The organism is Pseudomonas sp. AC193 (genome assembly GCF_979258075.1).
Genome location: NZ_OZ409832.1, coordinates 3657144 through 3677414 on the forward strand (window position 1 = coordinate 3657144; position 20271 = coordinate 3677414).

The window sequence follows — 20271 nt, forward strand, 5'->3', positions numbered from 1 at the left end:
GTAAAAATCTCAAGGGTCACTGGAACGAAGCACTGTCGACGGCGTGATAGACGTAACGTCCACCGGTCATCCGCTTGATCTCTTCGAGGTAATTGGAATTCATCACAAACAGGTGCGCGCCTTCGGGCAGCGCATCCATCGCCTCTTGCGGCGACGACACGCGCGCGCCGCTCAACGGCAGATAACGCCCCTGCTTGGCCGGGTTGATATCCACCACACGATCCACTGCTACACCGGCGCGTTGCAGAAACAGCGAATAAATCACGCCTTTGGACGAGGCGCCCCAAAGCGCCGAGCCCTGCTCGGGGGCCGACTGAATGATCTGCACCGCGCGGTCGAGGCTGGCGGTGAAACCGGCAGGCAATGCCAGGCGCGGCACCGGTTGCTCCGGGGTCAGGCGCAACGTGGCGAGGTCAGCGACGATGTACAGGTACTGGCCACCGAACAGGTGACCGGCCTCGTGCACCGTGCCGAACATCCGGCGCAGATCATCGAGGCGGAAATAATTGACGTGTTCGTAGAACAGGTCGAACCAGGCTTTGTGTTCGAGGATCCAGTCAAAGCACGGCACTTCGATGTAGATTTGCCCGCCCTGATTGGCGTTGGCGATTTCGGCGAGGAAGCTCACCGGATCCTGAATATGTTCCAGCACATGGCGCAGCACGATGGCGTCTGCCGCGAGGCCCAGGCCACGGGTGAATGGCGCCTTGATCACGTCGGCGTTTTCGCCTTCGTAAGCCGGATCGATGCCGGTGATCGAATAGCCCAGACCTTTGAGCAGCTCCAAAAAGTAGCCTTTGCCACAGCCGACTTCGATCAGTTCCTGACCCTTGAAATGCTTGCCGATGATGCCTTCGACGTCGCTCAGGTGCTTCTGGAACTGGCCGGAATGCGCCTGCTCGTTCTGGTAGTCGGCGTCGTAGCTGAGCTTGTCGGCATCGAACGCGGCATTGAAGATCAGACCGCTGCGCTCATCCTGCACGAGCAGCATGTCGGCACTGGCCGACGCTTGCGCTGATGCGGCATCGATAAAGGTGCGGTTCTGCAGCACCGGCAGGTCAGTGACCCGATACAACTCGTGCCTCATGGCGACTCTCCCAATAACTGTTGCAAACGCTCGGTCACGGCCCAGAACGCCAAAGGCTCGTGGCTCGGATATGGGTAGTGGCCAAGGTTCAGATGCAATGCCGCGCCACGTTCGCGCAGGCGTTGTTCAACCAATGCACGCACCGAGACCGGTTGGCCGCTGGCGCAATTGATCACGCCGTTGAATTCGCGTTGTTGCGCAATAGCGGCGAGATAACCGGCGGCGGTTTCGATCGGCAGAAAATCGCGCAATTGCTCACCGGCCGACATGTTGAACGATGCATCACCGGCATCGATCGCCCGGTCGAGTGCGGCCAGTAAACTATTGGGGTTCTGCCCTTCGCCATGCAGATAAAACAAGCGCGCCCACTGCAAGGTGAACGGCTGTGCCTGCTGCAGGTTTTGCAAAAACAGGTGCAGCGTATGTTTGGCCAGACCATACGGGTTCGCCGGTCGCGCCTCGGTCTGCTCACTGAGCGGGCCGCTTTGCATGCCGTATTCAAAACAGGTGCCGGTGACCAGAACCTGCTTCACCCCCGCCTCGACCACGCTTTTGATAAAGCGGTAATCGGCCATCAGGTTGTGCTCGAAATGAAACAGCGCCCGATAGTTCGGCAAACCCGGCCAGGCCAGATGCGCCAGTGCATCGACGCCATCGGTCAACGCGACAACATCCAGTTCAGCCGCGTGAATATCCGCGCTGACGAACTCGACGTCATTGATCCACGGCATGCCTTGCGCCGTTTCCACGTTGCGCGCCACCGCACGCACGTCGCAGCCGCGCGCCAGCAATGCGGCGACCAGGTGCCGACCGACGAAGCCCGTGGCTCCGGTGACCAGAAACTTCACAGTACTTTCAACTCAGGCACGGCGATCACGAAGCGGCCATCCCACTGACGCACTTGCGCCAGTTGCTGACTGACTTCGTGCAGCAGGTTCCACGGCAGCACCAGCACGTAATCCGGCTTCTCGATTTCAATGCGTTCCGGCGCAACAATCGGAATGCGGCTGCCGGGCAAAAACTTGCCCTGCTTGTGCGGATTGGCATCGGCCACCCACGCGAGCAAATCGGGTTTGACCCCGGCGTAGTTGAGCAGCGTGTTGCCCTTGGCCGCCGCGCCGTAACCGACCACGCGTTTGCCGTCGGCCTTGGCCTGCAACAGGAAGCGCAGCAGTTCATGCTTGATGCGTTCAGCGGCGGGCGCGAGGGTCGCGTAGTACTCGGCGGTTTTGACCCCGGCATCGAGTTCGGCCTGCAACTGCTGCTGCACTGCGGGTTGTACGGGGCGACGTTTGCCGTCCTTGCGCTGGACGAACACGCGCAACGAGCCGCCGTGAGTGTTCAGTTGGCTGACGTCGAACACTTGCAGACCGTTGCGCTCGCACAAAGTCTGCACGGCGGTCAGCGACAGGTAGGAATAGTGTTCGTGATACAGCGTGTCGAACTGCGCGCCGGCCATCAGCGTCAGCAGTTGCGGGAATTCGAAGGTGGCAACGCCGCTCGGCTTGAGCAGCGTGGCGAAACCAGCGAGGAAATCATTGATGTCCGGCACGTGCGCGAGCACGTTATTGGCGGCCATCAAGTCAGCGCCCCAGCCTTCGCTGTTCAGCTGCGCAGCGGTGTCGCGACCGAAGAACAGTTCGCGAATCTCCAGGCCTTTTTCGCGTGCTGCTTGTGCGGTGCTGCGAGTCGGCTCAACGCCAAGGCACGGAATGCCCCGCGCGGCGACGTATTGCAGCAGGTAGCCGTCGTTGGCAGCGATTTCCACCACACGACTATCAGCGGTCAGGCCAAAGCGCTCGACCATCTCGGCGACATAACGCTCGGCGTGCGCCAGCCAGGTGCTGGAAAACGAACTGAAGTAGGCGTACTCGGCGTCGAACAAGCTGTCGGCGCTGGTGTAATCCTCAGTCTGTACCAGCCAGCATTGCTGACACACGGCGACCTTCAACGGTACCCATTGCTCGGCCTGTTCCAGGCGATCGGCGTGCACATAAGCGTTCGACGGTGGTGAGGTGCCGAGATCGATCAGCGGCAGGCTCAGCGGTGCGGCGCACCCACGGCAGTTCATAGACGCACTCCAGCGAAGTGTTGATCGAGCGCAGGATGGCTGGAATCGCGCGCTGACAAATTATTGACAGGCAACGGCCAGGCAATCGCCAGCCGTGGGTCGTTCACTGACAGACCAGCCTCGTGCTCCGGCGCGTAATCAGCGCTGTGCAAGTAGAGCAATTCAGCGTCTTCTGTCAGCGTCTGAAAACCGTGGGCGAACCCGGCCGGGATCAACAGACTGCGACCGTCGCCAGCCTTGAGGTGCTCAGCGTGCCAGTGCAAAAACGTTGCGGAATCCGGGCGCAAATCCACCGCCACATCCCACACTTCACCGCGCAGGCAAGTGATGAGTTTGGCTTCCGGCGCGTTGGCATTCTGATAATGCAAACCGCGCACGCTGCCCTTCTCGCGGGTGCAGGAATGGTTGATCTGGCGGATATGAAACTCAGCGCCAAACGCGCTCAGGCTGCCTTCGCAAAACAACCGCGCGAAGTGCCCGCGCTGATCTTCGAAGCGCTTGTGCTGGACGCTGAACAGTCCGGCCAGCGGCAACGCCTTCAGGGAAAACTCGCTCACAACGCGCCTCGGTACAGGTTCAATTGGCCGAGGGTCACGGCGCGCATGTCATCGCCGTTCTGCCACGCCAGATGCCAGTCGAGGGTTTGCGCCAGGCATTGCTGCAGTGACCAACGCGGCTGCCAACCGAGGAGCTGCCGCGCGCGACTGCTGTCCAGACGCAACAGACCGGCCTCGTGCAATTCACTCGGTTCGATGCGCAAACCACGCGCTTGCGGCCAGCGACTGGCGAGCAGTTCAACCACTTCGCCGACGCTGCACATGTCCGCCTCGCCGGGGCCAAAGTTCCATGCGCCGGCGTATTCCGGGCCTTGCTCGTAGAGGCCAGCGGCCAATTGCAGATAACCGGCCAGCGGCTCCAGCGCGTGCTGCCATGGGCGCACGGCTTGCGGGTAACGCAGGGTCACTGGCTCATCCGCCGACCAGGCTTTCAGTACATCGGGAATCAGTCGTTCAGGGGCGAAATCACCGCCGCCCAACACATTGCCGGCACGTGCCGTGGCGAGGGCCAGACGATGCTCGGCGTACTTGTCCGCCGGGAAAAACGACGCGGCGTAAGACTGCGCCAACAACTCGCAACAGGCTTTGCTGCTGCTGTAAGGATCGTGGCCACCAAGGGCTTCGTCTTCACGGTACGGCCACAGCCATTCCTTGTTGGCGTAGACCTTATCGGTAGTCACCAGCACACAGGCGCGCACGCAACCGACCTGACGAATCGCTTCGAGCAGGTTGAGCGTGCCCATCACGTTGCTGGAATAAGTGCCCAGAGGATCGCGATAGCCTTCACGCACCAACGGCTGTGCGGCGAGGTGCAAAACGATCTCCGGCTCGGTGTCGGCGATGATCTCCAGCAGTGCGCCGAGATCGCGCAAATCACCGCGCTGATCGTTGATGCCTTCGTGTACGCGCGCCAGTTCGAACAGGCTCGGTTCGGTCGACGGATCGAGGGCAAAACCGCTGACCTCGGCGCCAAGGCTTTGCAGCCACAGGGTCAGCCAACTGCCCTTGAAACCGGTATGCCCGGTGACCAGAACGCGTTTACCGCGCCAGAAATCCGCACTCAGACCCATTGCTTCCATGGGGCCTCCCCGCTCTGCCACAGCGCTTCAAGATGATTCTTGTCGCGCAGGGTGTCCATCGGGTGCCAAAACCCTTCGTGTTCGAAGGCTTTCAGTTGTTCATCCTGCGCCAGACGCGCCAACGGCTCGGCTTCCCACGTGGTGGTGTCGTCGGTGATATACGGCAGCACTTTTGGCGAAAGCACGAAGAAGCCGCCATTGATCCAGCCACCGTCGCCACGAGGCTTCTCGGTGAACCCGAGCACCTGATCACCCTGACGCTCCAAGGCACCGTAACGACCCGGCGGCTGCACCGCCGTGACCGTCGCCAAACGCCCGTGGGCTTTGTGATAGTTGACCAACTGCGCGATGTTGATATCGGAAACGCCATCGCCGTAGGTGAAGCAGAACGCCTCTTCATCCTGCAGATAACGGCCAGCGCGCAGCAAACGGCCACCGGTCATGGTTTCTTCGCCGGTGTCGATGAGCGTGACACTCCACGGCTCGCTGTAATTCTGGTGCACATCCATGCGGTTGTTGCGCATGTCGAAAGTGACGTCAGAGGTGTGCAGGAAGTAGTTGGCGAAGAAGTCCTTGATCGCATAGCCCTTGTAGCCAAGGCAAATCACGAAGTCGTGAATTCCGTGCGCGGAATACTGCTTCATGATGTGCCAGAGAATTGGCTTGCCGCCGATCTCGATCATCGGTTTAGGCTTGAGGTGCGACTCTTCACTGATGCGCGTGCCGAGGCCACCCGCCAAAATAACTGCCTTCATCGTCTCCCCTCTTGTTCGTCACCGGGCTGTACGCAGCTTTCTTGAGCGGCGCGAGCCTTCTGGCTAAACCTTCCGCCGCTGACGGCGCCGCTGCGATGACCGCGAGCGCTCGTTTTATGGCGATTTACAGGGGACTTGCAGGAAACGCGCCAGCTCCACACGACCCTCACCCTAGCCCTCTCCCGGAGGGAGAGGGGACTGACCGAGGTGTTTGGGAGAGGTATGCCGACGTGCGAGATCGCGTTGAACTCGGGTGCTGGAAAACACAAAAAACCGGCACGCACAGGCTTAGGAATGCGTCAGCTTCAAAAGCCCCTCACCCTAGCCCTCTCCCGGAGGGAGAGGGGACTGATCGGGGTGTTTGGGAGAAAGACTCTGAGTGGAGGGATTGATCCGGGGGTGGGAGCGCAGCGACCGTTTGGCGCAGCCAAACACAGCGAGAGGAGGTGCAGCGAAGCAAACCGGAGGCGATGCGCCCGGATCGATCCCGGAGCGAAGGAACCCGAGCCACAGCGAGGGCCGAACGTCAGGGTAAAGCCTTTTGGGTTACTTTTTCGGCGTCTGGAAAAAGTGACTCGCCGTAAGGGCGAAACCGCCAGCCGCCCCACCCAAAAAACCCAAAAAAACCAAAAGCCCCAATCAATCCGCCAACCACCCATACTCCCAATACCGCAAGTTATCCCCCCGCAACACATAGTCACGCAACACCACCTCACGCAACTCATCCCCCATCCGATAGCTGGCATCAGGATCCGCCAAGTGCATACGAATCGCCTGCAGCCACTCATCAGTGGTATTGCTCTTGACCCGCGTACACGGCAAATAACCGCGATACGCTTCAGTGTCAGTACAGACCACCGGATAACCACAAGCGCCATATTCCAGCAGACGCAAGTTGCTCTTACAGTCGTTGAAAATATGGAATTCCAGCGGCGCCAACGCCAGATCAAGATTGAGACTCGCCAGCTTCGCCGGGTACACATCCAGACCGATCACCCCGTGAAACTCGTGCATGTACGGACGCAAATCATCCGGGCACATACCGAAAAATACCCAATCAACTTCATTGGCCAGCTCACGCACCACATCAGCGATCACCGCCAGATCACCGTGGTGACTGGTGCCGCCGCCCCAGCCCACGCGCGGCTTCTTCGACGTGCGGCGTTGGCTGCGCAAATTGCCCCACAAGTCCTGAGCCAACATGTTCGGCACCACACGAATGTCGTGGTGCATGTCCGACAGCGCATTGGCCAGCGGCGCTGTCGACACGACCGCGCGATCACACAAGCCAATGGCACGCCGCACCATGCGTTCCATGTCCTGCTTGCTCGGCATGTTGCGGATATGCGCGTTGCGATGAGGAACGTCAATCACGTAGTCGTCGAGCTCAAAAATCCGCCGCGCATTGAAGTACTTCTTCAGCGGTGGAATTTCATCGATCGAATGCTCCGAATAGCGCCCCTGCAGGACGATCACATCGGGCGACTGACGCTCGATATCAATCATCGACGGCAAGCCGTAGCAGATCCGACCTTCGACCCGATTGGCTGCCTCCAGCTCGATCATCGGCTGGCTCATGCGGTAATGTCCGATCGCCGAAGCGTTGATCGGCACCACCAGCAGGTTGGGCAATTGCGCCTTGGAAAACGCGCTCCAGCCATTGCGCAAACCCGGTTCCAGACTGAAATTGGTCGCGCCAACGCCTTGCAACGTCAGGTTGACGTTGTAGGCCGGATCGCGCGCAACCTGCGGCAGCCAGCGCTGGAAAAACGTTTCCCGCTCCTCGTTGTGCAGCGCCTCTTCTTCAGGCGTGGCCTCGGTATTGGGCCGCGCGCCCACGGCCAGCACGGCATGGGGATTCAACACCACCAGATAACCGTCGCGGCCAACGCGCAAACAGAGATCCACGACATTCAGCGTTTGCTTGAAGTCTTGCTCGTCGAGACCGCCGGCAGCGTCGAACACCGACTTGCGAATCATCAGGCAATCACCGCCAACGGCACTCAGATCATGCACTGCCTGCAAGCGGAACATGTAGCCGTCCGACTGCATCGGCTGACCGTAAAACGGCAGCCCGACCGGCCCGTTCAAGCCGAGAATCAACCCGGCGTGCAGCACGCCACCGTCCGGATTGAACAGTTTTGCACCCACCACCCCGACCTCAGGGCGTTGCGCATGATTAAGCAGTTCGTCGAGCCAATCGGCCTGAGTCACCACGGCAAAGGCATTGAGCATCAGCACATACTCACCGCGCGCCTGACTGACGGCAAAGTTGTGCACGGCCGCCGCATTACCCTTTTGCGAGTAGCTCAGCACGCGAATCCGGTCGCTGCCCAATTGCGCCATACCGTCCAGCCATGCCCGCGCTTCGGCGCTCTCACTGGCGTTATCGACCAGGAGCAATTCGTACTCGCTGTAGCTTGTCTTCTCTAGCAGCGTCTCGACGCAACGCTGCAAGGCGGCCGTCTGATCCTGCGTAACGATGACCACCGAGACCAACGGACGCTGCGCGTGGCGATAATCGACCCGATTGAGCACCCCGCTGCTGCCACCGCGAATGTCGTGAGCGATGCCCAGACGCTGCAAGTGCGCTTCGAGAATGCGTGGGCTTTGTTCGACGACGCCGGGTTCAGTGAGCCATTGCGACAGGTCGAATTTCGACTCCAGCAACACTTCAGCGATGTGCCCGACGACCTGCAATCCGTCGCTCTCGACCATGCGCCACAGCACGTCGTGCGGGGCCAGTTCGGCGAACGTTGCGGCAAAACCGCCGAGGGCCAGAAACCGTTCGCGCTGAAACGCCAGCGCACGCCCGACGTAGGGGTAACTGCGCATCAGGTCGAGGTTGAAATCCGGTTTGAACGCCGGCTCGGCAGACTCGCCATCACGCAGGCTGCCTTCGTCGCTGTACAGGCAGGTCAGCGTGCGCGAATGCGCGATGCGATCGGCCATCACCAGCAGCGCCGGCGCCACCGGGCAATCACCTGGCTGCAACAGATAGAACCAATCCGCGCCTTCCAGTTGCGGCAGCAGGCTGTTGATCTGTTCCAATCCGTCGTCCTGCAACGGCATGTGGAAGACCCGCCCGTCCAGCTGCGCTTCAGTGCACGCCGTGGACAACACCAGCACCAGCTCCGGCGGATAATCCTGAGCGGCGAGCGCTGCCAGGGTGCGCTGCAGACCGTCGCGGCGCCCGTGCTCATCAATAATGATCGGCACGATGCGCGGCTGATGTGACCAGCCGGCGAGGGTTTCCGGCAGCCATTTGCGCTGCGCCTCGGTAAGCACCCGAACCGCTAGCCACTGCGCATAGAGTTCGCCGAAACTGAAGCTGTCGACACCGACGCCCAGTTCCTGACGACTCTGCTTGGAGCCGAGGGTACGGCTCAACGGCAGTTCTTCCCAGACCCGTGGCGACTCGTCGGCCTTGGTCAACGGCACATAGCGCACCCAGCCCTGCGCCGGAGCCGATTCACCGCTGCGAACCTTGAGCATCTGCGAGAGCCACTCACGCTCGATCTCCGCCGCGTCCTTCATCGGTTGCTGCGCGCTGAGTCGCTCCGGGTAGAGTCGCTCGGCGCTGAGCACATTGTTCGACATCACCAGATTGCCGCGCCGCAGCAGGCAGACATACAGGGCGAAATCCAGTGTCGCAACGAAGCAGGCACCCTCCTCGGTCAATGCCGGCAACAGCTCAGCGACGTCACTACGGCGAAACAGCGCACTGCTGAATCCGCCAAGCACGTTGACCGGAAATTTTTCGAAGATGCTCAGGACATCGTCGCCCTTGAGCAAACCGCTAACGGGCGTCAGCGAGCTGTTTTCCAGACGTGCGGGCAGGATGATGTCGTTGGCATCCCACAGCAACCGCTGCGCGATCACCAGACTGACTTCTTCGCGGCGCATTTCATGGGCTTGTTGTTCGATGCAGGCCGAATACAGCAGGTCATCGTCACAGAGAAACTTGATGAACTCGCCCTGGGCTTGCTCAAGGCACGCCTTCAGGTTACCGACCAGGCCCAGCGTGCGTGGATTGCGCACGTAACGCACGGCAAAACCGGTCTGTTCGGTCACTCGCGCAACGATGGCTTCGATCTCGTCGCCACGACTGTCATCGCACACGATGATTTCGAGATGGCCATAATTCTGGCTGACGGCGCTGTTCAGCGTCCGCTCGAAAAAGCGCGGATTGAAGGCAGGGATGGCGATGCTGACGAGAGGAAGTGAATTCACGGCGGGCTCACAGGCGGTACGAGCCTGCTCGGAAAGCGAGCTCTGAAACCGCTAAAAAACATTAACTGAGGGACAGGGCAAACGGGCGCTCACGCGCCCGCCAACCGTCAAATCTTGTTGAACAGACCCAACTGGCTGATCTTGCTGAACGCCAGCTGCGCCGCTTGCAGCATGGTCTGCTGCAGGGTCAGGCGGGTCATGACTTCGGCCGGATCCGAATCACGGATCGAACCTTGAGTCGTGGAGTTCGCCGTGCTCAGGCTCTGGTTAGTGACGGTCTGCATATCCAGCGACTGACCACGAGCGCCGATCGAGGTAACGGCAGCGCCGACCTGATTGCTCGCGGCATCGATGTTGCCAAGACCGCCTTCCATGATGCCCTGGAATTTCTGCTTGGCCACATCATCGCCGTCGATCGGTGCGTTCAGCGCGGCAACCATCTGGCCCAGGGTATCGAGGATGTTCTGGGTCTGGTGATCATTAGGCTGAATCGAAAACTGATCGCCGGCAGCCGGCGCGCTGCCCAACGCGAACGTCACGCCCGCAGCAGTGGCGTTGTTGCCCGACACCGTGCCCGAAGAAACTGGCTTGCTGTCAGCAGTGACCGGCGCCGCGTACAGGTCGAACGCGGTGGCGCTGGTGAACTTAAGCACCGCCCCACCCTGTGGGAACGCGGCGGTGTAAGCGGCCTGATCAGTGATGTTCGAGCCAGTGATCACGGCAGTGGATGGATTACCCGGGCTGCGCGTCGTGGTGAACGAATCAGGCGTTGCTGCCAACTGGAAGCTATGACCGGCAATAACCGCGTCCGGATTGGTGTCGCCGGCCTTGAGGTTGATGTTCAACTTCATGTCGACGCCACGGAAACTGACGGTCTGGTTGGCGCCGCTGGAATTGAGAATCGCGCCGCCCTTGGTCGCTTCAGCGGTGACGTCGTTGCCCTGCGCATCGGTGATTTTCAGCTGAGTGCTGCTGAGAAAGCTGACCGTGTACGGCTCGCCGCCGGTGAACTTGGCGTTGTAAGTCGCCGCGGTGCCCACGGTGCCGTTGGACAGCACGACACGACCATCGTCGACTGCTGGCGCCGTCATGGTGGTGTTGGTGCGCGCGGTATTGATGGTCTGCTGGAAAGCGTCCCAGCCGGTGGTGTTGGTGCCGACAGTCATGCCGTCGCCAATCCCCAGATTGATGGTGGTCTGGTCACCGTTGTAGGTGTAAGTGCCGTCCGGATTCTGCGAGTACGGCGCGGTGTCGGTTTTCGAACCGGAGAACAGGTAGTTGCCGTCGGCGTCCTTGGAGTTCATCAGGCCCAGCACTTGTTGCTGGATCTGCGCCAGTTGCGAGGCGTAAGCCTGGCGATCCTTATCAGTCAGCGTGCCGTTGTTGGCGGCCAGGCCGATTTCCTTGGCGGCCTGCAATGCAGTGGTGATGGAATCCAGTGTGGTTTCCTGCACCGACAAGGCATTTTTGGTGCTGCTGATGTTGCCGTTGTACTGATCAAGCAACGCGGCCTGCTGGCCCAGTTGCAGCAAACGACCGGCGCCGACCGGATCATCCGATGCGGTGTTGATCCGCTGCAGGCTGCTCGCCTCGCTCGCGGTGGCCACAGCCTTGTTGAAGTTACGCTGATAGTCCGACGCTTGCGTGCCGTAATACTGGGCGGTGGAAATGCGCATGAATTACGACTCCTTAAAGGCTGTTGATCAGCGTGGCGAAAGTTTCCTGCGCAGCTTTGATGATCTGCGAAGACGCTGTGTAGTACTGCTGATATTTGACCAGGTTGCCGGTTTCTTCATCGAGGTTGACCCCGGACAGCGAATCGCGCGCACCTTGCGCGTTATCCAGAATCGCCGTGGTCGCGGCGCTGTCAGACTTGCCTTGGGCAGTCTTGGTGCCGACGTTGGTCACCAGTTTGTTGTAGGCGTCGGTCAGGCTGATGCCCTTGCTCGCCGAACCGGTGTCGACCGTTTGTTTGGTTTGCAGACCGACCAGCGCCTGCGCGTTACGGTTGTCCGAAGACGCCGCACCGGTGAGGTTCATGGTGAAGGTTTCACCGGACTTCGGCGTGCCGCCGACCGTGGTTTGCACGGTGAAGGTCTTCTGCACGTTCGGCGTGACGGAGGTGTCCATCACCGGATTGCCGTTGGCATCGAGGACGCCGACTTTCAGGTTCAGTGTGTTCGACTGGCCAGGCACGATGGTGCCGGTGCCGATGTTCTGACCTTTGGCGTCGACCAGCGTGTAGGACTGGCTGCCGCCGCTGGCGTCACCGAACACCAGTTTCACCGGCGTCGAATTCTTCAGCGCCGCCTGCATGTCAGCCTGAGCAGTCGGGTTGTAGATGTTGATCGTGTCGCTCAGCGTCGGCTGGGTGTAAGTGCCCAGACCGTTGGCGCTGGCAGTACCGGTGAGCGGGCCTGCGGCAGCGATCTTCTTCGGATCGCTGAGCACGGTCTGAATGCTCGCGGCGGCATTACGCGTCGGCGTGATCTTGAAGCTGTCACCGGCGCTCAATGCACCACCGTTGAGAGCGAGGCTGAAACCGTCGATCACCGGCGGCGGATTGGTCGTGGTGCTGAACGTGCCGAGGTCGGTGCCGTCGGAGCGCTTGACGCTGTAGTCGGTCGCGCTGGTGAACGTCACCTGATAATCGCTGGTGGTCAGCTTGCCGGTGTCCTTGATGGTCACGTCAAGGTTGCCCGAACCGCTGCTGTTGCCGGCCTGCGCGATGCTGCGCTGACTGATCAGCGCGGCACTGTTGATGTTGTTGAAAATCGCCGCGCCGAAGTCACCGTTCTTGTCGATGCCTTGCGCTTGCTGGCTGTTGATCTGATCGGCGACTACCAGGGCCACACGGCCCAGCTCATTGAGCGACGGGTCGAGAACGTCTTTGCGATACGTCAGCAGACCACCGATCTCGCCACCGCTGATCACCGAGGTGATGTCGATGGTGCTCGAGCCGCGATCCATCTGAATCGACATGCGCGACGGGTCGTCTTTGCTGGCAACCATGCTCAGCGAGTTGGTGGTGTTGCCGATCACCAGCGGCTGGCCGCTACCGACATACACGTCGAAACTGGTGCCGCGTTCAACGACCTGCGCGCCGGTCAATTCGGAGAGCTGGCGCACGGCTTCGTTACGGCTGTCGAGCAAGTCGTTCGGCGCGCCGCCGCTGGTGGAAATCTCACCGATTTTCTGGTTCAGATTGGCGATCGACGTGGCCAGTTTATTGACCTGGGCAGTCATGTCGCTGAGGCTGCCGTTGATGGTGGTGTTCTGGTCATTCAGTTGCTTGGCGAGGGCGTTGAAACGGCTGCTCAGCGCTTGCGCACCGGTCAGTACCGACTGACGCGAGGTGTCGTCGGTGGCCGAGGTCGACACGCCCTGCATCGAAGTGAAAAACTTCTGCAACACGCCGGTCAGACCGGTGTTGGTGTCAGACAGAATCGAATCCAGCGGCGTGGCCTGGGCCAGGTACGACGCTGCTTCGCTGTTCAGCGAGGTCGCGGTGTGCAACTGCGATTCGAGGTACGAGTTGTAGACCCGACGCACGTCGGCGAGGGTCGTGCCCGTGCCGATAAAAACAGTGCCGTACTGCTGCGAGGCTTTGGTGCCTTGCACGGTTTGCTGACGTGAGTAACCGGCGGTGTCGACGTTGGCAATGTTGTTGCCTGTCGTAGCCAAAGAGGACTGGCTCGACGCCAGACCCGACATCCCGATATTGAGCAAACTCATGGTTCAGACCTTATACCTTGTGCCTTATAAAGGCGTGGTGGATACACCCGCCGCAGCGTAGTTTTGAAGATTGTTCATCTGCTTGGCAATTTGCGAAATCTTTGTCGCGTAGTTCGGGTCGGTGGCGTAACCGGCCTTCTGCAACTCGCGTACAAACTGTTCTGGGTTATCGGCCGACTTCAGCACATCTTGATAGCGATTATTGCTCTGCAGCAAAGTCACCAGATCGTGGAAGCTGTCCTTGTACGAGGCGTAGGAACGGAACTCGGCCGTCTCCTTGACCATCGCGCCATTGCGGAACTCGCTGGTGATGGCGCGGGCTGAATCGCCCTGCCAGTTGCTGCTCGCCTTGATGCCAAACAGGTTGTGGCTGCTGCTGCCATCCTGAGCGCGCATGACCGATTTGCCCCAACCGGTTTCCAGTGCCGCTTGCGCCACCAGATAACGCGGATCGACGCCGATACGGTCGGCAGCTTCCTTGGCCATCGGCAGCATGGTGTTGACGAATTCATCAGCGGAGCTGAAGGCTTTTTTCGCCGGTGCCAGCGGAATCTGCGCCATCGCGCGGCCGTAGACCTGCATCTGCCCGCCGGAGGCTTTTTCGTTCTCGGCACGGGCCAGCCAGTCGCCGTTGTACAGCGGGCCGGAACCGGTAATGGCGGCGGGCGCGGTCGCTTGCGGCAGCGCATTGGATGCGGTGGTCGCGGTCGTGGCCGACGGCACCAAACCGGCGAGCAAACGATCGGTCAGCTTCGGCGGCAACGACAGACGACGCTTGTTGATCATCGCCATGTCATTGCTGTGCGACGTATCAGTGCTCGACACACGCCCGGAACGCGATGCCCACAACGGACGCTCGCCATTGACCCGCGACAACGGGCCGTTGATCGCCGTGGTGCCCGCCGCAATCGGCGTGACCACGCCAGCGGCTTTCGCCCGGGCTTCTTCCTGCTTGGCGGCGGACGCGACCGCAGCCTCACCCGGCGCCATCGGTTTGTTCTTCTGCATCTGACGCAGCAGCACGTCTGCCAGGCCGATACCACCGCCCTCGCGGGACATGGACACCGCCAGTTGCTGGTCGGACATTTCCTGATATTGCTTGGCCGCCGGGGTGTTCAGCGGATTGTCCTGACCGAGGGTGTCGGTGGCCGAACGCATCGACTTGAGCATTTCGCCGATGAACAACGACTCGAATTCCTGCGCGACTTTGCGCATGTTGCCGTCGCTGTCCTTGTCGCCAACCTTGAGCTGATTCAGACGATTAAGGTCGGAGTAGGACCCCGAATCGGCGTTGCTGACCAGACTGCCTTTGCGCATATCCATGATGGTCGGCCTCAGATCACGATCAGGTCGGCTTGCAACGCGCCGGCCTGCTTCAGTGCTTCGAGGATCGCCATCAAGTCACCCGGCGCCGCGCCGACCTGGTTCACCGCACGCACGATCTCGTCGAGGGTGGTGCCCGGGCCGAATTTGAACATCGGTTTGGCTTCCTGCTCGGCATTCACCCGCGAGCGTGGCACCACAGCGGTCTGACCGTTGGACAACGGGCCTGGCTGGCTGACGATCGGGTCTTCGGTGATGGTCACGGTCAGGCTGCCGTGGGTCACGGCGGCTGGCGAAACTTTGACGTTCTGGCCGATGACGATGGTGCCGGTGCGCGAATTGATGATGACTTTCGCCACCGCCTGACCGGGATCAACTTCAAGGTTTTCGAGGATCGACAGGTAGTCGACGCGCTGGCTCGGATCGAGCGGTGCAGTGACGCGTACCGAGCCGCCGTCGATGGCTTGCGCCACGCCAGGGCCGAGCATGTCGTTGATCTTGTCGACGATGCGTTTGGCGGTGGTGAAGTCGGAACGGTTGAGGTTCAAGGTCAGGCTGTTGCCTTGGTTGAAACCACTCGGTACCGAACGCTCAACCGACGCACCGCCGGGGATGCGACCGGCCGACGGAACGTTGACGGTGATCTTCGAACCGTCACGACCTTCCGCATCAAAACCGCCGACGACCAGGTTGCCCTGAGCGATGGCGTAAACGTTGCCGTCGATACCCTTGAGCGGGGTCAGCAACAGTGTGCCGCCGCGCAGGCTCTTGGAGTTACCGATTGAGGACACGGTGATATCGACCTGCTGACCCGGTTTGGCGAACGCCGGCAGATCGGCACTCACCGACACCGCCGCGACGTTCTTCAATTGCACGTTGCCCGAGCCCGGCGGCACTTTGATGCCGAACTGCGAGAGCATGTTGTTGAAGGTCTGCAGGGTGAACGGGGTCTGCGTCGTCTGGTCACCGGTGCCGTTAAGCCCGACCACCAGGCCGTAGCCGATCAACTGGTTGGAACGCACGCCAGAAATACTGGCGATGTCTTTCAACCGTTCGGCGTGTGCAGTGAAAGCCGCAGACATCAACAGCGCGGCCACCATAAGGCTTTTCAGATTCAACGTAGCCACCTAGAAAGGGAACAGCGGGCTGAGGAAGAAACGGTCGAACCAGCCTGGCTGACTCGCATCGGCAAATGAGCCTGTGCCCGAGTAGGTGATGCGTGCATCGGCGACGCGAGTCGACGACACGGTGTTGTCGGTGGCGATGTCATCAGCACGCACCAGACCGGCAATGCGCACCAGCTCATCGCCGGTGTTCAGCGTCATCCACTTCTCGCCGCGCACGGCGATGATGCCGTTGGGCAGCACGTCCGCCACGGTCACGGTGACGGAGCCAGTCAGGGTGTTGCCCTGCGCAGCCTTGCTGTCGCCCTTGGTCGCGCGGTCGCCGCTGTAGCCAACGTCCAGACTCAAATCGTTACCGCCCAACGGGTTGTTGGTCACGCCGCTACCGCCGAACAGCGAGGTCAAGCCGATGCCGGTCTTGCTGTTCTTGGCCACTTGCGAGTTGGCGTTTTTGCTCGCCTGGGTTTTCTCGTTGAGGGTGATGGTGATGATGTCACCGACCCGGAACGCCTTGCGGTCGCTGTACAGGTTCTGTTCGAAACCGGCCTGATAGATCGAGCCATTGTTGGCCGCCGCCGGCAACGGCGTACGCGGCAACACCGGAGCGTAATAAGGGTCATTGGGCTTGGGCGTCGGTGCGACACAGCCCGCGAGCGAGACGACCCCACCCAATGCCAAAACAGATACGAAGCGTTTCATGACCCTACCTCACGGTGTTGCAGGCAGCCTCATGGCGGCCTCATAGACTGATTACAGATTCTGCGTTACGAACGAGAGCATCTGGTCGGCGGTGGAGATCACCTTGGAGTTCATCTCGTAAGCGCGCTGAGTGGTGATCATGTTGACCATCTCTTCAACGGTGCTGACGTTGGAACCTTCCAGTGTGTTCTGCAGCGTGGTGCCGAAACCGTTGAGGCCCGGAGTGCCGATTTGCGGCGCGCCGGAAGCAGCGGTTTCCAGGAACAGGTTGTTGCCCACCGCTTGCAGACCGGCCGGGTTGATGAAGTCGGCGGTTTGCAGGTTGCCGATCACCTGAGCGGCCGGGTTACCCGGAACGGTGATCGACACGGTACCGTCAACGCCGACGGTGAAGCTCTGTGCGTTGTTCGGGATAACGATGGCTGGTTCCAGAGCGAAACCGCTGGCGTTGACGATCTGGCCATTGGAGTCGAGATGGAAGGTGCCGTCACGGGTGTAGGACGTGGTGCCGTCCGGCTGCAGAATCTGGAAGAAACCGCGGCCGTCGATGGCCATGTCCAGCGGCTGCTCGGTGGTTTGCAGGCTGCCGGCGGTGAAGTTTTTCTGCGTGCCGACGATGCGCACACCGGTACCCAATTGCAGACCCGACGGCAGTTCGCTGTCCTGAGTCGACTGGGCGCCTGGCTGACGCTTGATCTGATAGAGCAAGTCCTGGAACTCGGCGCGGTCACGTTTGAAACCCGTGGTCGACACGTTCGCCAGGTTGTTGGAGATGGTGGTCAGGTTGGTGTCCTGGGCGGACAGACCGGTTTTGGCAACCCATAGAGCCGGAAGCATTCAATTCTCCTCGTGCGCCTGTTTTACGGCGCGACGTTCTGATAATTAGCTGATCTGCAAGACCCGAGCCATGGCCTGGTCGTCGTCTTTGGCGGTGTTCATCATCTTGACGTGCAACTCGAACTGCTTGGCCAGGGCCAGCACCGAGGTCATCTCTTCGACGGCGTTGACGTTGCTCGACTCAAGGAAACCCGAGACCAGTTTGACGTTGGCATCGGCCGGCGCAGGCTGGCCGTCCTTGGTGTAAATCGAGCCGTCGAGGCCCTTGTTCATGTTCTTGATGTCCGGGTTGACCAGTTTGATCCGGTCGACTTCCGCCATGACGCGCGGGCCTTCGCCCATCGCACGAATACTGATGGTGCCGTCTTCACCGACCTCGACTTGCTGCTCGGGCGGCACGGCAATCGGCCCGCCATTGCCCATCACCGCCATGCCGTTGCCGGCACGCAATACGCCGAGGGCGTCGATATTGAGGCTGCCGGTGCGCACGTAGCTTTCGCCGCCGTTAGGGTTCTGCACGGCGATGAAACCGTTGCCGGTCACGGCGACGTCGAGGTCGCGACCGGTCTCGACCAGCGAGCCCGGCGAGAAGTCAGTGGCCGGCCGTTCGCTCATGGCAAACGCACGCGCCGGAAAGCTGTCACCAAACACCGGCATCGAACGGGCCTGTTCCAGGTCACTTCTGAAAACCGTTGGTGGAGATGTTCGCCAGGTTGTTGGCATGCGCCTTTTGCGCCAGCGCGTTCTGGCTGGCACCGGTCATTGCCACATAAAGGTACTTGTCCACACTCTTTCCTCTGCATGCCGGACGTTTGCCGCCCACTGCTGTACTGCTGAGCCATAAGCAATTTGCAGACCAACTTTTTTCTGGCGGCGCGCGGCCCGGTAAACAAAGGACTTGGGGGAGATTTAGAGGATTGGGGAAATGTATCGAAGTCGAAAAACCGGCGGTGTTATGCCGCTTGGCGGCAATCCCGATCTCGGGCTGAATGAATAACCCTGTGGCGAGGGGATTTATCCCCGATGGGTGGCGAAGCCGCCCCGCTTTTCCTTCAGGACGACCTCATTTGCAGGTTTTGCGACTGCTGCGCAGCCGATCGGGGATAAATCCCCTCGCCACAAAAGCTCGACTTAACTGCCCGAGTCTTTGCCGACTTCGTATTCGCGCAATTTGTTGGCAATCGTCGTGTGCGAAACCCCAAGCCGCTTACCCAACTGCCGACTGCTCGGGTGCTCTGAATACAGCCGCTCGAGCACGGCCTTTTCAAAGCGCCCAACAATCTCGTCCAGCCCGCCCTCCAGCGAAAAATCGCCAAGCGGCTGACGCACGCCGTAATCCGGCAGGCGAATATGTTCAGCCTTGACCGTGCCGCCGTCACACAACGAAACCGCCTGAAACAGCACGTTCTCCAACTGCCGCACATTGCCCGGCCAGTGGTAATGACTGAGTCGATCCATCGCCGCCGGTGCGAGTTTCGGCAACGGGCAACCGATCTGCCGACTGGCCTGATCGAGGAAGTGTTCAACCAGCGGCGTCAACCCATCGAGGCATTCGCGCAGTGGTGGAATGTGCAGCGAGAGCACGTTCAAGCGGTGATACAAATCCTGACGAAATTCGCCGCGCGCGCACAATTCAGACAGGTCGACCTGCGTCGCGCAGATCACTCGCACATCCAGATAGACCTCTTCATCACTGCCGACCCTGCGGAAGCAACCGTCCTGCAAAAAGCGCAGCAATTTCACCTGCAAGCGTGGGCTCATTTCACCGACGCCATCAAGAAACAGCGTGCCGCCCGCCGTCAATTCCAGCAGGCCGAGTTTGCCTTCGGCGCGAGCGCCCTCGAACGCGCCGGGGCCATAACCGAACAGCTCGGTCTCGGCCATCGACTCCGGCAGTCCGGCGCAGTTAAGCGCCATCAGCGGCGATTGCCCGCGCGGACTGGCGAGGTGACAGGCGCGCGCCAGCAACTCTTTACCCGTGCCGGTTTCGCCCTCAATCAATAGCGGTGCGTCGAGCGGTGCCATTCGGCGTGCTTCGCGTACCACGGCGGCCATGACTTTAGAGCTCTGGAAAATGCTGTCGAAGCCACGCAGTTCTTGTTTGCGTACGTTGTAGATACGCTCGCCGACACGGTCGGCGCGGTGCAACGTGAGTACCGCGCCAGCCATGGCTTCGCTGTCGTCGTGTTCCGATTGCAGCGGCGCGATGTCGGCGAGAAACACGTCGCCCTTGACCTTCACGCGCATGCCGTTGATTCGCGATTTGTTGGCGCGCACCAGTTCCGGCAAATCGAAGTCTTCGGCGTAGCGAGACAACGGAATCCCCGGTACTTCATCGACGCGCACACCGAGCAACTGCGCCGCCGCGCGGTTGGCCGCGACGATCGAGCCGCCCATGTCGATCGACAGCACTGGAAACTCCAGCGCGCCGAGCAACGCGTTCAATTCCATGTGCCGCCGTTCGCTTGGCATCAGCCCGACGCGCTTGACGCCGAACACCCCGGCAATCGCCTCGAATTTCGGGCGCAGGGCCTGGAACTGGATGTTGATCAGGTTCGGGCAGTGCAAGTAGATCGCGTTGCCATGCTCACCACCGACCTCGCCCCGCGCGACGTTGATCCCGTAGGCCACGAGCAGGTTGAGGATGTCGCGCAGAATGCCGATGCGGTTCTGGCAGTGGACTTTGATACGCATATAAAAGACCCGAATAAACGATGAGAAACCTGTAGGAGTGAGCCTGCTCGCGATGGCGGTCGGTCAGTTGATAGTGA

14 protein-coding genes and 1 pseudogene are annotated in these 20271 nt (G+C 60.6%); all 15 read right to left on the reverse strand.

Going from position 1 to position 20271, the window contains the following annotated elements; all coding sequences use genetic code 11:
• Positions 1–16: 16 nt before the first annotated feature.
• Complete coding sequence (locus tag ACZZ0D_RS16495) at positions 17–1087, reverse strand: class I SAM-dependent methyltransferase (RefSeq protein WP_463553791.1); 1071 nt, start codon at positions 1085–1087, stop codon at positions 17–19.
• Positions 1084–1935: an NAD-dependent epimerase/dehydratase family protein gene (locus ACZZ0D_RS16500; RefSeq protein ID WP_463553792.1), complete on the reverse strand. Its 852-nt coding sequence runs from the start codon at positions 1933–1935 to the stop codon at positions 1084–1086. The genes ACZZ0D_RS16495 and ACZZ0D_RS16500 overlap by 4 nt, the downstream gene beginning before the upstream one ends.
• Positions 1932–3158 carry a methyltransferase domain-containing protein gene (locus ACZZ0D_RS16505; RefSeq protein WP_463553793.1) on the reverse strand — a complete coding sequence of 409 codons (1227 nt, stop codon included), beginning with the start codon at positions 3156–3158 and terminating at the stop codon, positions 1932–1934. Before ACZZ0D_RS16505 ends, ACZZ0D_RS16500 begins: the two co-directional genes overlap by 4 nt.
• Positions 3155–3715, reverse strand: a complete 561-nt coding sequence (locus ACZZ0D_RS16510; protein ID WP_463553794.1) for a dTDP-4-dehydrorhamnose 3,5-epimerase family protein — start codon at positions 3713–3715, stop codon at positions 3155–3157. Before ACZZ0D_RS16510 ends, ACZZ0D_RS16505 begins: the two co-directional genes overlap by 4 nt.
• Entirely contained in the window at positions 3712–4794 is a 1083-nt protein-coding gene (gene rfbG / locus ACZZ0D_RS16515; protein ID WP_463553795.1) for a CDP-glucose 4,6-dehydratase, read from the reverse strand. The genes ACZZ0D_RS16510 and rfbG overlap by 4 nt, the downstream gene beginning before the upstream one ends.
• Entirely contained in the window at positions 4776–5549 is a 774-nt protein-coding gene (gene rfbF, locus ACZZ0D_RS16520) for a glucose-1-phosphate cytidylyltransferase (protein WP_463553796.1), read from the reverse strand. The genes rfbG and rfbF overlap by 19 nt, the downstream gene beginning before the upstream one ends.
• Positions 5550–6188: 639 nt before the next feature.
• On the reverse strand, positions 6189–9782 hold the full coding sequence (locus tag ACZZ0D_RS16525; RefSeq protein ID WP_463553797.1) for a glycosyltransferase: 3594 nt from the start codon (positions 9780–9782) through the stop codon (positions 6189–6191).
• 107 nt (positions 9783–9889) lie between these two features.
• Complete coding sequence (locus tag ACZZ0D_RS16530) at positions 9890–11458, reverse strand: flagellar hook-associated protein 3 (RefSeq protein WP_463553798.1); 1569 nt, start codon at positions 11456–11458, stop codon at positions 9890–9892.
• Between the two features lie 13 nt (positions 11459–11471).
• Positions 11472–13517, reverse strand: coding sequence for a flagellar hook-associated protein FlgK (gene flgK / locus ACZZ0D_RS16535; RefSeq protein ID WP_463553799.1), 2046 nt, complete (start codon positions 13515–13517; stop codon positions 11472–11474).
• Between the two features lie 24 nt (positions 13518–13541).
• Positions 13542–14840: a flagellar assembly peptidoglycan hydrolase FlgJ gene (gene flgJ, locus ACZZ0D_RS16540; RefSeq protein WP_463553800.1), complete on the reverse strand. Its 1299-nt coding sequence runs from the start codon at positions 14838–14840 to the stop codon at positions 13542–13544.
• 11 nt (positions 14841–14851) lie between these two features.
• Entirely contained in the window at positions 14852–15940 is a 1089-nt protein-coding gene (locus tag ACZZ0D_RS16545) for a flagellar basal body P-ring protein FlgI (protein WP_053118300.1), read from the reverse strand.
• Positions 15941–15967: 27 nt separating this feature from the next.
• The gene (gene flgH / locus ACZZ0D_RS16550) at positions 15968–16663 is read right to left on the reverse strand and encodes a flagellar basal body L-ring protein FlgH (RefSeq protein ID WP_053118299.1); all 696 of its coding nucleotides are present in this window, start codon (positions 16661–16663) and stop codon (positions 15968–15970) included.
• A gap of 51 nt (positions 16664–16714) precedes the next feature.
• Entirely contained in the window at positions 16715–17500 is a 786-nt protein-coding gene (gene flgG / locus ACZZ0D_RS16555) for a flagellar basal-body rod protein FlgG (protein ID WP_053118298.1), read from the reverse strand.
• A 45-nt stretch (positions 17501–17545) separates the two neighbouring features.
• Positions 17546–18287: pseudogene (locus ACZZ0D_RS16560) on the reverse strand (flagellar basal body rod protein FlgF).
• Between the two features lie 344 nt (positions 18288–18631).
• Positions 18632–20194, reverse strand: coding sequence for a sigma-54-dependent transcriptional regulator (locus tag ACZZ0D_RS16565; RefSeq protein ID WP_463553801.1), 1563 nt, complete (start codon positions 20192–20194; stop codon positions 18632–18634).
• Positions 20195–20271 lie beyond the last annotated feature (77 nt).

Coding starts and splice junctions, on each gene's coding strand:
- ACZZ0D_RS16495 (WP_463553791.1), bottom strand. CDS start 1,087: ATGAGGCACGAGTTGTATCGGGTCACTGACCTGCCGGTGCTGCAGAAC.
- ACZZ0D_RS16505 (WP_463553793.1), bottom strand. CDS start 3,158: ATGAACTGCCGTGGGTGCGCCGCACCGCTGAGCCTGCCGCTGATCGAT.
- rfbG (WP_463553795.1), bottom strand. CDS start 4,794: ATGGAAGCAATGGGTCTGAGTGCGGATTTCTGGCGCGGTAAACGCGTT.
- rfbF (WP_463553796.1), bottom strand. CDS start 5,549: ATGAAGGCAGTTATTTTGGCGGGTGGCCTCGGCACGCGCATCAGTGAA.
- ACZZ0D_RS16530 (WP_463553798.1), bottom strand. CDS start 11,458: ATGCGCATTTCCACCGCCCAGTATTACGGCACGCAAGCGTCGGACTAT.
- flgK (WP_463553799.1), bottom strand. CDS start 13,517: ATGAGTTTGCTCAATATCGGGATGTCGGGTCTGGCGTCGAGCCAGTCC.
- flgJ (WP_463553800.1), bottom strand. CDS start 14,840: ATGGATATGCGCAAAGGCAGTCTGGTCAGCAACGCCGATTCGGGGTCC.
- ACZZ0D_RS16545 (WP_053118300.1), bottom strand. CDS start 15,940: ATGGTGGCCGCGCTGTTGATGTCTGCGGCTTTCACTGCACACGCCGAA.
- flgH (WP_053118299.1), bottom strand. CDS start 16,663: ATGAAACGCTTCGTATCTGTTTTGGCATTGGGTGGGGTCGTCTCGCTC.
- flgG (WP_053118298.1), bottom strand. CDS start 17,500: ATGCTTCCGGCTCTATGGGTTGCCAAAACCGGTCTGTCCGCCCAGGAC.
- ACZZ0D_RS16565 (WP_463553801.1), bottom strand. CDS start 20,194: ATGCGTATCAAAGTCCACTGCCAGAACCGCATCGGCATTCTGCGCGAC.